The 13,607-nt window shown below is 34.6% G+C and carries 10 protein-coding genes and 1 tRNA gene; 9 read left to right on the forward strand and 2 right to left on the reverse strand.

The window, feature by feature from the left end:
* Window positions 1-107: 107 nt before the first annotated feature.
* The 8 genes from hsdR to AQ505_RS09070 all read left to right on the forward strand — a co-directional run bounded on the left by hsdR (window position 108) and on the right by AQ505_RS09070 (window position 10,493).
* A complete protein-coding gene (hsdR, locus tag AQ505_RS09035) occupies window positions 108-3,353 on the forward strand; it encodes a type I restriction-modification system endonuclease (RefSeq protein WP_082461471.1) in 3,246 nt (1,081 codons plus the stop codon).
* Window positions 3,354-3,356: 3 nt separating this feature from the next.
* Window positions 3,357-4,823, forward strand: coding sequence for a class I SAM-dependent DNA methyltransferase (locus AQ505_RS09040; RefSeq protein WP_062547879.1), 1,467 nt, complete (start codon window positions 3,357-3,359; stop codon window positions 4,821-4,823).
* A complete protein-coding gene (locus AQ505_RS09045) occupies window positions 4,823-6,118 on the forward strand; it encodes a restriction endonuclease subunit S (RefSeq protein WP_062547880.1) in 1,296 nt (431 codons plus the stop codon). Before AQ505_RS09040 ends, AQ505_RS09045 begins: the two co-directional genes overlap by 1 nt.
* Complete coding sequence (locus AQ505_RS09050) at window positions 6,115-7,716, forward strand: AAA family ATPase (protein ID WP_062547881.1); 1,602 nt, start codon at window positions 6,115-6,117, stop codon at window positions 7,714-7,716. Before AQ505_RS09045 ends, AQ505_RS09050 begins: the two co-directional genes overlap by 4 nt.
* Window positions 7,703-8,491, forward strand: coding sequence for a hypothetical protein (locus AQ505_RS09055; protein ID WP_062547882.1), 789 nt, complete (start codon window positions 7,703-7,705; stop codon window positions 8,489-8,491). The genes AQ505_RS09050 and AQ505_RS09055 overlap by 14 nt, the downstream gene beginning before the upstream one ends.
* A 147-nt stretch (window positions 8,492-8,638) precedes the next feature.
* Complete coding sequence (locus AQ505_RS09060; protein WP_062547883.1) at window positions 8,639-9,289, forward strand: DUF4468 domain-containing protein; 651 nt, start codon at window positions 8,639-8,641, stop codon at window positions 9,287-9,289.
* 473 nt (window positions 9,290-9,762) lie between these two features.
* Window positions 9,763-10,050: a hypothetical protein gene (locus AQ505_RS09065; protein WP_197286337.1), complete on the forward strand. Its 288-nt coding sequence runs from the start codon at window positions 9,763-9,765 to the stop codon at window positions 10,048-10,050.
* A 2-nt stretch (window positions 10,051-10,052) separates the two neighbouring features.
* A complete protein-coding gene (locus tag AQ505_RS09070; RefSeq protein WP_062547884.1) occupies window positions 10,053-10,493 on the forward strand; it encodes a hypothetical protein in 441 nt (146 codons plus the stop codon).
* 324 nt (window positions 10,494-10,817) lie between these two features.
* Here the strand turns inward: AQ505_RS09070 and AQ505_RS09075 are convergent, their stop codons facing one another.
* Together AQ505_RS09075 and AQ505_RS09080 are read right to left on the reverse strand one after the other, a co-directional pair.
* Window positions 10,818-12,035 carry a site-specific integrase gene (locus AQ505_RS09075; protein ID WP_062550940.1) on the reverse strand — a complete coding sequence of 406 codons (1,218 nt, stop codon included), beginning with the start codon at window positions 12,033-12,035 and terminating at the stop codon, window positions 10,818-10,820.
* 312 nt (window positions 12,036-12,347) lie between these two features.
* Window positions 12,348-12,434: transfer RNA gene (locus AQ505_RS09080), tRNA-Ser, on the reverse strand.
* 831 nt (window positions 12,435-13,265) lie between these two features.
* Here AQ505_RS09080 and AQ505_RS26850 point away from each other — a divergent pair.
* Window positions 13,266-13,457 carry a sigma factor-like helix-turn-helix DNA-binding protein gene (locus AQ505_RS26850; protein ID WP_062547885.1) on the forward strand — a complete coding sequence of 64 codons (192 nt, stop codon included), beginning with the start codon at window positions 13,266-13,268 and terminating at the stop codon, window positions 13,455-13,457.
* Window positions 13,458-13,607 lie beyond the last annotated feature (150 nt).

Below are 13,607 nucleotides of genomic sequence, written 5' to 3' on the forward strand. Positions count from 1 at the left end.
ATCTTACAGTTTTTTGTCGTTATTTAGGGTTGTTTGTATAGTTAAAAATGTTTTAGCTCATTAGAGCAGTTTCTTTTAATCAAAAATAGTAAAACGCTTTCCGTTAAATGATAACATCTAATTTTAATTTTCTCGAAGAAGAATTTCCATTATTATTCAATTTGGGGCAATCAGCAGAATATAATCTGCATACTGATCCAGGAACCGCACTTATGAAGCTGCGTCAGTTTGCTGAGCATTTAACTGAATTAATATATGAAGCTATTGGGATGGAATTTCCAGATGACAATAGATTTCAAGCTCGTATTCAAAAATTAAGCTACGAAAAAGTATTGCCCGAAAACGTAAAAGATTTTTTCTACAATGTTCGTGTAAAGGGAAATGCTGCTAACCATACCTTTGTTGGTACTTTTGAAGATGCTAAACATGCTTTGTTTTCTTCTTTTAAGTTGGGCAAGTGGTTTTATGAAGCTTATTCGGTAAAGAACCACAAGATTGATGATGTGAAATTCCATGTCCCCGATAATTTAGATGCGAGGCATGCATTAAATGAATTAGAAAAACAACATATCGCATTACAAGCTCAATTTGAAGAGCTGAAAGCAACTATAAAAGAAGTTCCTCAGGAAAAGAAAGTGCTTTTTGCTAAACGTTCAGAACAGGCAGCTAAGAAATTAAATATGTCTGAGGGTGAAACCAGGGCAGTAATTGATGAGCAGCTAAGACAGGCTGGTTGGGAAGCCAATACCGCATTAATAAATTATAAAACGCAAAAGACATTACCTCAAAAGGGTAAAAATATGGCTATAGCAGAATGGCCTTGTGGTAACTTGTGGGCAGATTACGCGCTGTTTATTGGAACTGAGTTATATGGTTTGATTGAAGCAAAAAAATACGGACTTGATATATCCACTAATCTTCAGCAATCAAAGGTTTACGCAGCTGAATTACAGGAACTGCAGGGGACTAAGCTATTGGGGCAATGGGGTAATTTCAAAGCACCATTTCTTTTCTCCACAAATGGAAGAACTTATTTAAAGCAAATAGAAACAAAAAGTGGTGTTTGGTTTTTAGATACGAGAAATAGCTTTAATAATGCAAGACCCCTACAAGGCTGGTATCAACCAGAAGGCTTAAAGAAATTATACGAAGCAGACTTACAGGAGGCTAACACTAAGCTTCAGTCTTCTACTTTAGATTTTCTGCAAAGTTCCGCAGGATTAGGTTTAAGGGATTATCAAATTCAGGCGATTAAAGCTGTAGAAGATACTCTGGTTAATCATCCTGATCAAAAAAGAGCCTTATTAGCCATGGCTACCGGTACCGGTAAAACCCGTACAATTATTGGCTTATGTTATCATTTAATTAAAAACAATCGTTTTAAACGTATTTTGTTTTTAGTAGATCGAAGTCTTCTGGCTAATCAGGCGGCTGATTCATTTAAAGACAATAGAGTAGAGGATCTGCTTACCTTTTCGGATAATTACGAGGTTAAGCATTTAAAAGACTTATTTCCTGAAAAGGATACCAGACTGCATTTTGCGACCGTGCAGGGAATGGTGAAACGATTATTTTATCGTGATTCTGAAAAGGATGGTTTACCCATTTCTGTTGATGCCTATGATTGTATTATTGTAGATGAAGCGCATAGGGGATACCTTTTAGATAAGGAGATAGGGGAAGAGGATTTAGAATTTAAAGACCAAAATGATTATGTAAGTAAATATAGGCAGGTATTGGATTATTTTGATGCTTTCGGCGTTGGATTAACGGCAACACCAGCCTTGCATACCAATGAGATTTTTGGAAAGCCTGTCCATTTTTATACTTACCGTGAAGCAGTTATAGATGGATTTTTAATTGACCATGAACCACCCTATATCATAAAGACCCAATTGGGAGAAGATGGTATTGTTTGGCAGGCAGGCGAAAAACCTAAAATCTACGATAGGGAAGAAAATGCCATCAAAGAACTGGATGAATTAGAGGATGAACTGCAAATTGAAATAACAGGTTTTAATAAAAGAGTAATTACAGAGTCTTTTAATCGCACCGTAGTTCAACAATTGGTTAAAGAGCTGGATCCGGATGGTTTGGAGAAAACCTTAGTGTTTGCTGCAACTGACGAACATGCGGATCTGATTGTTAAACTTTTTAAGGAAGAATTTGAAGCCATTGGGGCAATCGTGCCAGATCATGCAATTGAAAAGATCACAGGGAAATCTTATGATCCTGAAGGGCAGGTTAAACGTTTTAAAAACGAGAAGTATCCAAACATTGTGGTAACTGTTGATTTGTTAACGACCGGCATTGATGTGCCAACAATCAGTAACCTTGTTTTCTTGCGTCGGGTAAAATCACGTATTTTATATGAACAAATGTTGGGTAGGGCTACCCGTTTATGCCCAGATATTCAAAAACAAACCTTCAAAATTTTCGATGCAGTTGGTATTTATGAGGCATTGGAAGATTATACGCAAATGAAGCCGGTCGTGGTCAATCCAACGACTAACTTTAATCAGCTGGTTGCTGAATTCCCGTTAATAACTTCTACAGAACGTACGCAAATTCAAATAGAACAGATTATCGCCAAATTGCAGCGCAAAAAAAGTCAAGGTAATTTTAATGCTGATGCATTTAGTTTTAATGCAGATGGTAGAGACATAAATGTGCTTATTGATGAGTTAAAGCATAATGACACACATACTTCTGTAAAGCTGATTCATCAACTACCCGAACTATGGAAGTACTTAGATGAATTTAAAGTAGCTCCAGCGCATCAATTATATTCGGATCATGTCGATACTTTTAATGAAATGCAAAGGGGATATGGGAAAGCAAAAAAGCCTGAAGATTACCTGGAAAGCTTTAGTGCTTACTTAAAAAACAATGTAAATGAAATTGCTGCCTTAAAATTAATCTGTAGGGCACCAAAAGAATTAAGTCGAAAGGAATTAAAAGAGTTGCTGTTACAGCTTGATCAGCAGGGCTATAATGTGAATACGCTAAATGCGGCATGGTCGGCGGCTAAACATCAGGATGTAGCTGCGGATATCATTTCCTATATTCGCACTTTAATGATTGGAAATACTTTAATTAGTAAAGACGATCGGATAAAAAATGCCATGCAAAAGATTCGCCAGATGAAAAATTGGAATAAAACCCAATTGAATTGGTTAGAGCGGATTGAAAAACAAATGTTTGCCGAAACGATTGTCCGTAAAGAAGATTTTGATAAAGAACCCTTTACGGAGGCCGGCGGATTTAATCGCTTAGATAAGATTTTTGAAAATCAACTGGGTGATGTTTTAGATAAAATGAACGAATATTTATACGAAAACCAAATAGCATAAAAGATGAGTGCCGAAGTGATTGCCCAAAAATTGTGGGGTCTGTGTAATGTGTTACGTGATGATGGGGTGACTTATCATCAATATTTAAATGAATTAACTTTTATTCTTTTTTTGCGCCTGTCGCAAATTAAGCAATTTGAAGAAGATATACCAGAGGAATACCGTTGGGATAAGCTTAAAGGTATAAGTGATAATAAAGAACTTTTTGATACATATCGTGAGCTTTTAGCGACTATTAGTGCTAAAAGCCCGAATGCAATGGTAACGGAAATTTATGCGAATGCAAGCACAACTTTGCGTAAGCCTGTTAACCTACGTACTTTAATTACTAGTATAGATGATATTGATTGGTATGAGGAACGTGAAAAAGATAAAATTGCTACCATTTATGAAGAGCTTTTAGAGAAAAATGCAGGTGAGAAAAAAAGTGGAGCGGGACAGTATTTTACGCCAAGACCATTAATTAACATCATGGTTGAACTAATGGTGCCTAAATTGGGTGAACGTTGGAACGACCCCGCTGCTGGTACTTTTGGTTTTATGATTGCAGCAGATGAATATCTGCGAAATAAGCATGATCATTACTATGGACTGGATGCTGCTAAAAGAGATTTTCAGGTTAGGGAAGCATTTACTGGTTGCGAATTGGTGCCAGATGCACATCGTTTGGCTTTAATGAATGCCAAGTTGCATGGTATCGAAAGCAAAATAGTTTTGGGTGATACTTTAAGCGAGCAAGGTAAGGGTTTTAAAAACTTTGATGGTGTGTTGGCGAATCCACCTTTTGGAACTAAAAAGGGAGGAGAGCGACCAAGTCGTGATGATTTAACTTTTCTAAGTAGCAATAAACAGTTAAATTTTTTGCAGCATATTTATCGCTCTTTAAAGGCTGATGGTAAAGCCAGAGCTGCTGTTGTCTTGCCTGATAATGTTTTATTTGAAGATGGCGACGGTTTAAAAATACGTCGCGATTTAATGGAGAAATGTGATCTACATACCATTTTAAGATTACCAACGGGAATATTTTATGCTGCAGGTGTAAAAACCAATGTGTTGTTTTTTACCAGGGGTAAGAAGGAAGTAGATAATACTAAAAACGTGTGGGTTTATGACATGCGGACCAATGCACCTAGTTATGGTAAACGTACTCCGTTTACACGCAATGCTTTTGACGATTTTATAAAAGCATATACTGGGGGTATTGCGGAAACTGAACTAAAAACTAGTTGGTTAGGTGAAATAAGTGAAGCTAAGCGTTCAGAAGTTACCGGAACTGATAAACGCTGGCAATGTTTTAGTCGGGAACAGATTGCTGCTAAAAATGATAGTTTGGATATTGGTTTAATCGCTGATGATACTTTGAATGATGGTGCTGATTTAGGTGAGCCGGTTGATATAGCCAGACATGCTTTGGCTGAATTGAAAAGTATAACTGATGAATTGAATAAAATTATGAAAGAGCTAGGGTAATGGGTGAGAAGGAATTACCAGTGGGGTGGATAAGTACATCTTTAAAAAATGTAGTAATCACTAAAAAAGGCAAAAAACCTAAAATGTTAAGTGATATCGAATTTGAAAATTCTGTTCCTTATCTTGATATAAAAGCATTAGAGAAAAATGAAATTAGACAATATGCTGATGTTGAAAGTTCTAATTTACTAGAGGCTCGTGATATTGCTATTCTTTGGGATGGTGCACGCAGCGGTTGGGTCTCAAAAGGTAAAGCAGGAGCAATAGGCTCCACTTTGGTTGCATTAAAGCCAATACTGGTTAATACGAATTATATTTTCTACTTTTTAAAGTCTAAATTTGATTTATTAAATACAAACACAAGAGGAAGTGGAATTCCCCATGTTGACCCAGCAGTACTTTGGAATCTCGAATTTTTATTACCACCCCTCGCTGAACAAAACCGTATTGTAGAAAAACTAGATAAGCTTTTTGCAAGTATAGAAATTGTAAAAGCAAAATTGGATATTATACCTCAATTGGTTAAGAACTTTAGACAAGCGGTATTAAGTCAAGCGGTAAAAGGAAATTTAACTGAGAAGTGGAGAGAAGGACGATGTGAACTTGACGATTGGAAACAATATAACTTCAATGATTTAGTTTTAAATAAAGCTAGAAATGGATTTTCACCTAAGGCCGTAGACTACATAACTGAGGTGAAAAGTTTAACATTAGCAGCAACTACTTCTGGAAAGTTTAACCCAAAATATGTTAAATATTTGGATATAAAAAAGCCAGATAAAAATTCTCATCTATGGCTTAAAAAAGGAGATATATTGATTCAACGAGCAAATTCATTAGAATATGTTGGTACTGCAGTAATATATAATGGAGAGGATGATGATTTCATATACCCAGATTTAATGATGAAAATTCAAGTTAATGAATTGATACTTAATGAATTTCTTTTGTATAATTTGTCATCACCTTCAATAAAGCAGTATTTTAAAGATGTTGCATCAGGAACATCTGGAAATATGCCTAAAATTAATCAAGGGACTATAAGTGCTATTCAAATTAATTTACCCTCGCTAGATGAACAGTTCGAAATTATATCACGAGTAAATAGTTTATTGGCTAAAGTAGATGTGATTGAAGAGAAATATCAAATTTTGAAAGTCCAATTAGGTAGTTTACCGCAAGTTATTTTAGGTAAGGCATTCAGAGGAGAGTTGGTGAAGCAGGATTTTAATGATGGTCTTGCGGAAAATTTATTGAGAGAAATAGAAAGACTTAAACAATCTGTAAAAAAATGAAAGTAAAAAAGCTTTGGATATCCAAGTATAAAAATGTTGAAGATATCAGATTGAGCTTTAATACGGAGCTAACCAGCTTGTTAGTGGGTAAAAATGGATTAGGTAAGTCTAATCTTATTGAAGCTTTAACTATCATTTTTTCAAATTTAGATCTAATTGAAAATGTAGATGAAATTAAGTTGTTCTCATCCAGGTATTTTGATTTTGACGTCGAATACACATGCTATGACAATTTGATGAGAATAAGGATAAATGATGGCCATTTATCAATAGGATTAAAAAATAAATGTATGAAGGATGCCGATCCTTTTGAACGGATCGAGTTTAATGATTTTAAGAAAAATAGGAATAATAAGTATTTACCTAAATATATAATTGGGTATTATTCTGGAGAGAATAAGCGGCTTAAGGACATTAATTCGCAGCATGAAAATATACAGAAGAATGCATTAAGAAATTGGCATAGAGGTAAAGAAAAGGAACAAGTCGATGATCTAAGGAAATTGTTTTTTACCGAAAACCACCATGGACAATTGTTGCTTTTAACATTGGCGATATATAGATATCATGAGGATTTTTCTGTGCATATAGGGAAGTTATTTAATGAATATCTAGAAATTGATCATTTAATTGACTTCGAAATAGTCTTTAATAATCCAGATTGGAAGTATAATAATATTGATGGGATTGATAAAAGTGCTGAATATTTACTCGCAAATATTGGGGCTAAGAAGCCTGTCCACTATCCTTTTTGGAATCTAAAAGGTAAAATTGATTTACTCTTAACAACATTCTATAATTATCAAATAGATCATGGGTCTGAGCCACTAATTTACCCGAGTGAAGGTGTCTCAAAAAAATATATTAAAGAATATATTGAATTTTCTAGAATAGAATTAGAACCATTTAGCAATATTGTTTTTGAGAATTTTAAGCATCCAATTGATTTCTTTAATGCGCTAGAATCTACTGAGGTTGTTGGAATTTTTAATAGAATAGGAGTTAATGTAAAGAAAGTAAACTTAGATTTTGCAATAGGATTTGAACAGTTAAGTGAAGGTGAGCAGCAATTAATAACAGTTTTGGGCTTATTACTTATAACAGGAAAAGATGATTGTCTGTTTTTGCTAGATGAACCTGATACTCACTTAAATCCTAATTGGCAGAGAAATTATATCCGTCTATTGGAAGAATTTAATTTAAACGACGATAACTCTCATGTTTTTGTGGCTACACATAGTCCATTGCTTGTTCAAGCCGTAGAGGGTAAATATGATATTTTACTCTACCACTTGAATGAAAATGGCAAAATTCAAATTGATAATGACCCCAATATTATTAAAAATTGGAGAATTGATCAAGTTTTAGCAAGTAAGTATTTTGACTTGGTAAGTACTAGACCCCTTGTGTTAGATGATTTAATGAAAAAACGACTGGATATGATAAGAAGCGGCATAATAAGTGAAGAAGATAAGTTTCTCTTGAATAAATATAAAAATGAAATTGGTTACCTGCCTACAGGAGAAACTATTGAAGAACTAGAGTCAATGATTTATATTAAAAAAATGGCTGACACCCTTAAGAATGATAAAAATTAGTAAAGCTGGTTTTGAAATTCCAAAAGTTCTAGTAGAGGATGGTTTACTTTTGAGAGATGAATATGTATTAATGTATACCAATTCTCCAGGGGGATTTCATCTTGATGATGATAAAATTAGAACAAAGTTTTCTTTTTGCTCTAAAATATATGGCCATGAAGATGTAAAGGATTTGTTAAAGCATGTTCAAAATGATAAGTGCTGCTTTTGTGAGGCAAAAATCTCACACATTGCTTATGGTGATGTTGAACATTTTCGACCAAAGGCTGCATATAAGAACGGTGAAAACTCTGATTATGTGTATCCTGGGTATTATTGGCTTTGCTATGACTGGGGAAATCTTTATTTTTCATGTCAAATTTGTAATCAGAGATTTAAGGGGAATTATTTTCCTATCTCAGATTCTGGTATTAGAGCATGTTCAATTGTTCGTGATATTTCCTTTGAAGACCCATTATTTTTAGATCCAGGTGGTACAGATGATCCAGAACATCATATTTATTTTGATGGTGCAATTCCGGGATCAAATACAGTAAAAGGGAAAACAACAATTAAATATCTTGGGTTGGATCGAGAAGAGCTCAACGAAGATAGATTAACATCATTGGAAAGATTACGATGCTTAGAGCGTATTGTGTGGCTTACTGCAGATTCTATGAATGCTGTAGTAGCAAGAAGAGCATTTTTAGACCAATTGGAAACTTGTGTTTCTAATTGGTCAGAATACAGCAGTATGTTTAAGAGTAATTTCTCAAAGTACTTAAAGGAAATTTAAATGTAGGATCTTTAGATTTTAAATCAGAGTCTCTTTTAATATGTTTATTTGATTAACGACAGGATTAGTCAAATCGAAACAAAGCAATATGTTTGCAGCTATACTGCACAGGTTGGTTTTAATATTGTATCATAAACAATATTAAATATGAAAACATCAAAATTACTTCTTCTATTAATTTTAGTAGGTTTACTCTCAAGCCTAAATGCTCTTGCTCAGGATGCCATTACCTGGAGCACTCAACGTAATGGGGCCAAAGTTGCCGATACGGTGGCATTGGAAGATTATCTACCAGTAAAAGATAATGCAGTTTATGTAGAAGCAGTTTTAGACTTACCAGGTACAACAAAGCAGGAGCTATTCTCCAGGGCGAAGCTGGCTATTCAGAAAACCTTTACTAGTAATAAAATAGGTACTTCAAATTACGATGCTGAATCTGGAATCTGCAGTGTTAATAATTTCTACGATATTTCTGATATGACGGATTTTAGTGCTTTAGCAACTTCAAATCCGGTTAGAGATAAATACTATTTTAATGCATTGCTCTCTGTAATTGTAAAAGATGGCAACTATAAAATTAAAATGGAGATACCTCAATATGCTTATGGAAAGGAAAGTAGGTATAAATCTTATAATGATTTCCAGTCGCAAAGTTTGCCCATATCAAATATTGCAAATAAACGTCAAAATGGTAAACGCCAGCGTATGCGAGTTCTTAAAACCTTAAATGATAAAATGGTAGTGACTTTCAATTTTGTAAAAACGGAAATGGAAAAGAAACTGGATAACGATTTTTAGTTTTCATTTAAACTTTGTTCGTAATATTAATGAATGTTGAAAACTTGCAAATGAACCTGAATAAAAACTAAGTGTTTTAGTAATAATAAAAAGCCAAGTCACTCAGTTGAGAAAATGGTGACTTGACTCTAAATCAGAAAGTTAAATTACTTCCCGAATTCGCACTTCAAAAGTAATTATTCCTTCATGATTTCCAAATTTTCTCGGAGGGTTAATGTGTTCCTGCCCTGTTCCAACCAGGAGAACTAACTTATATGTATAATATGAGACAACCAATTGGTACAACTGCAAGTACAGGACAATCATGCCCTGAAAGTGGTGTATGGAGAGTTGTAGGTTCACCTACAACTACCGCACCAATTGCCAAAGGAAATACAATGCCCCCTTATGGTGGCAAGGGTGTTACTTGGCGATTAGAAGTTTACGCTTAAATTAACGGGGGAGTGGAGCGAGAGCGCGCTCTCCCTTATTAAATGGAACAATTAAAGAAAATTGATATGAAGGATAATTATAGTATGAATGTAAGCTTGCAGTGTGTTACTTGTGGAAACACCGGAGCGTTTGATTTTAATGAGGATAAAACTTACGTAAGGTGTACAGCTTGTAATCGTGAATATTTAAATGGTTACGCTGAACTTGTAGAATTAAATCAGGAAAACATTAATAATGTATTGGAGGAAAAAAAGAGTGAGATTGCTCAGGATTTAAAAAATGACATCCTTAAAGCCTTTAAAGGGAATAAATATATTAAAATCAAATAAAAATGGACTGGAGTTTAATTATTTCTATTGCAGCTTTATGTTTTTCAGCAATTACTTATGTTGTTCATGATCGGAGAATAAAAAAACAGGAAGGTTTAATTAATGCTTATCAATTAGAAAAAATTGATGCTGAAAAGATAGACCAAAAGAAGGCCTTTGTAAAGGCAAATTTGATTAAGGGAGATAAAGGGAATAGAATAATCAAGATATTTAATTCAGGTAAATCTGCTGCAAGAAATATTAGTTTTGAAATTCTATCTGAAAATCAGAATTTTTGGATTTTAAATCAAGATGTTCTCCCATTTGAGCTTTTAAACCCTCAAGAAGGTACTGAATTAATAATAAGCACTTCTGTTGGATCGCCAGATAAAGTGAAAATTCAGTTTATTTGGGAGGATGATAGTAGTTTGAGTAATAAATATGAGCAAGTGCTTACGCTGTGATTTTACTGGAGCTCCATTGAGGAGGATATGAACCTTTCTCTTGATATGAAAAACACCCTTGATCTTATCCAGATCTTTCAGAATTCTACACACCCTGTGAATTCCAGCCTAATTAGGTTTTAATGAGGTCAGTTGTTGATAGTAAATGGTGTTTTTACCATGTAATGTTGTGAAACGTAGAGCGTAGATATGTTCATTTCAGAATATTTATGGTCAAATGCTAAATAAGGAAGCGGGAAGGATCTCCGACCATTCCCGCTTCAAAATTAACGCTCTCATAATAAAAGACGTTAATTAGGTCTAGATATTGTGTTACTCGATAAATTAAGTTGCTGTATACTTCTTTTTAAGGGTAGCCATATCAGTACCAACTTTAATGTCAAGTATTTTGGCGTAATGTTGCGTAGTTTGGATATTGGTGTGTCCCAGCATTTTTGAAACGCTTTCTATTGGAATCCCATTCAGTAATGTAATTGTTGTGGCAAATGTATGCCTGGCAATATGAAAAGTGATCAGTTTTTGTATGCCACAGAGGTTGGCAATCTCCTTTAAATAAGTGTTCATCTTCTGGTTACTTGATACAGGCAGTAGTATTCCTTTATTTAAGCACATCCGATTATTCTGATACTGGTTTAATAGGGAAGCAGCAGCAGGTAATAAAGGAATTCGGGAAGGCACATTAGTTTTTTGCCTTTTAATAGAGATCCATTTTTCACCATCAATGCCAGTTACAATATCGCCAGGTTTTAAATTCTTAACATCCACATAGGCAAGGCCGGTATAACAACAGAATAAAAACACATCCCTTACTTGCACTAATCTTTCAGAGGCCAGTTGCTTAATGGCTATTTGATTTATTTCTTCTTCATTAAGGTAAACCCGATCAACCTTTTTAATCTTGTTTTTGTAGTTTTGAAATGGATTGGTAGCTAGCAATCCGTTAGAAAGACAAATACGAATGATCTTCCCGAAGTTTTTCAAGTATTTTACTACAGAATTATTTGCGCATTTTCGGACAGATCGTAAGTAAAAATCGTATTCAGTTATGAAACTGTGATTTACCTTTCTAATGTCTATATCACTGATGTTGTATTTCCATTGTAAAAATGCTACAGTATGATTTAAAGAGGTTCTGTAACGCTCTGCTGTGCCTTTAGAGAACTCGGAGCCCACCAAGGCCTCCATTTTGTGGTTATGATCTTTAAATACGTCGATTAAGGTACGTTGCTTTTCTGCTTTTCCCTGAAATTGATCTCGTAGTTGTTTGGCAGTGATGAGATCATTCTTCTCGGTTAATTGTCGATGCGCTTCAAATACTTTGTTTTGCAAGTTGTCCAGATAAGCGTTAAAGGATTTCATTTCTTCCTTTTTTCCATTGCCTCGTCCAGAAATTGCGTTCCATTGCGATGGTTCACAACTACGGCCAGTGGTAACTTCTGAGCGACTACCATTCACAGTAATGCGAAGATAAATAGGAGCGACTCCATTTTGATAATTTTTTGGTTTCTTCATGTAGAAGAGCAAGCTGAAATTGGTTTTCATAATGATAAACATTAAAATAAACAACCCGAGTCCGATTTTCGGACAAGAGCTGCATCGCAGAGAAAATTAATAAGAATCAACGATGCAAATTTAGCCTTGCAGCGATTGGAAATCAAGATGTTTAGTGTAGCAACCTGTTTAATGTCAGGTTTTTATATGCTATTCGGTGAGTCATTTCAATTTTCCAAATGACTCACCGAATCACTCACCTATAGGGTGTGAATCGGTGCATATTTTGGAATACCAATAAAAACAAAAAAGCCTGCTATCGTATGATTTGCAGGCTTTTTGTTGGTTTTGATACCATTTCAGCGGAGAGTGGGGGATTCGAACCCGCGGACCCTTTGACAAGTCAACAGTTTTCAAGACTGCCGCAATCGACCACTCTGCCAACTCTCCGGCACAAAAGTACGAACTCGATTCAATTCTACAAACTATGATGGCTATTATTTAATGGGATTTATCTAATCCGCTAATCCTGAGTCTTTTTGTTTTTTGTTTTGATGTGATTTAATTCAACACATCGTGTATTTATTCGTTTTAGTAGGCGTAAACGGTGCATAATTCCTTATTTCGATAAGTTTAATTATTTATGCTTCGTATATATATAAGTTATCGGAAATGAGCTGATTCTCGCTTGTTGATAACTGTCTTTCGGATATAGATTTTAGTTATAAAAATATCCAATTTGTTTTATTACAGCGGTATTTTTTAATTTATAGGGAAATAATTTTTTAATAAAAATCTTGGCATGGATTTTTCTGTTTTTTATCAGTATAAATAAAAATTAGTAAGAAAAATATTACATTATTTCTGGGGGATAATATGATGTCATTGCTTATTCTGACCCAGAATTGGTCACTTTATTAAGGTTGGGTAACAGAGCCGCATACACTGAGATTTATAAAAGGTATTCTGGAATTTTGTACAGTCATGCCTATTCCAAACTTCAGAATCGTGAGGAAGCGAGGGATAGCATTCAGGAGTTGTTTAACTGTATTTTGGCATAAAAGAGAAAGTATTGCTATTGAAAACAACTTGTCTGGATATTTATATTGTGCTTTGATAAACAGCATTCTTAATGCTATTTATCATAAGTAGGTGGAATCTACCTGTTTTCTGGCCAACTAGGGCAATGTAGAAAGATTCGAATCTCCTACTGATCATCGTTTGTGGGAAAATGTGCTGACCATCCTTATAGAAAAATAAGTTTCTTGTTTGCCGGAAAAGATGAGAGAAGTATTTGAACTCAGTAGGAAGCATAATTTATCCAGGAAAGAAATCGCTTCCCAACTTAACCTCTCTGAGAAAATTGTTAAGAATCAGATTAATAATGTAAAGATTTCAAAATCCAGTGATGGTCAGGTAATTTATTCTTCAGTTCCAGCTGGAAATATGCCAAAAAACCTAAAATTACCTTAACTCAATAGCATAGAAACTCCTAGAGGAGACAAATTTCAAATCTTACTACCCGATGATATCAGGGTATGGCTGGATGCTGCATCTTCTCTAAAATATCCGATAGAATTAACTGGACAGGCTTATTTTGAGGTCGACAAAAACGTTGGCGAT

Source organism: Pedobacter sp. PACM 27299, assembly GCF_001412655.1.
In the GTDB taxonomy this organism is placed as follows: domain Bacteria; phylum Bacteroidota; class Bacteroidia; order Sphingobacteriales; family Sphingobacteriaceae; genus Pedobacter.

Excerpts from the sequence above, each read along its gene's own strand:
- hsdR (WP_082461471.1), top strand. The coding sequence starts at position 108 with ATGATAACATCTAATTTTAATTTTCTCGAAGAAGAATTTCCATTATTA.
- AQ505_RS09040 (WP_062547879.1), top strand. The coding sequence starts at position 3,357 with ATGAGTGCCGAAGTGATTGCCCAAAAATTGTGGGGTCTGTGTAATGTG.
- AQ505_RS09045 (WP_062547880.1), top strand. The coding sequence starts at position 4,823 with ATGGGTGAGAAGGAATTACCAGTGGGGTGGATAAGTACATCTTTAAAA.
- AQ505_RS09050 (WP_062547881.1), top strand. The coding sequence starts at position 6,115 with ATGAAAGTAAAAAAGCTTTGGATATCCAAGTATAAAAATGTTGAAGAT.
- AQ505_RS09055 (WP_062547882.1), top strand. The coding sequence starts at position 7,703 with ATGATAAAAATTAGTAAAGCTGGTTTTGAAATTCCAAAAGTTCTAGTA.
- AQ505_RS09060 (WP_062547883.1), top strand. The coding sequence starts at position 8,639 with ATGAAAACATCAAAATTACTTCTTCTATTAATTTTAGTAGGTTTACTC.
- AQ505_RS09065 (WP_197286337.1), top strand. The coding sequence starts at position 9,763 with ATGGAACAATTAAAGAAAATTGATATGAAGGATAATTATAGTATGAAT.
- AQ505_RS09070 (WP_062547884.1), top strand. The coding sequence starts at position 10,053 with ATGGACTGGAGTTTAATTATTTCTATTGCAGCTTTATGTTTTTCAGCA.
- AQ505_RS09075 (WP_062550940.1), bottom strand. The coding sequence starts at position 12,035 with ATGAAAACCAATTTCAGCTTGCTCTTCTACATGAAGAAACCAAAAAAT.
- AQ505_RS26850 (WP_062547885.1), top strand. The coding sequence starts at position 13,266 with ATGAGAGAAGTATTTGAACTCAGTAGGAAGCATAATTTATCCAGGAAA.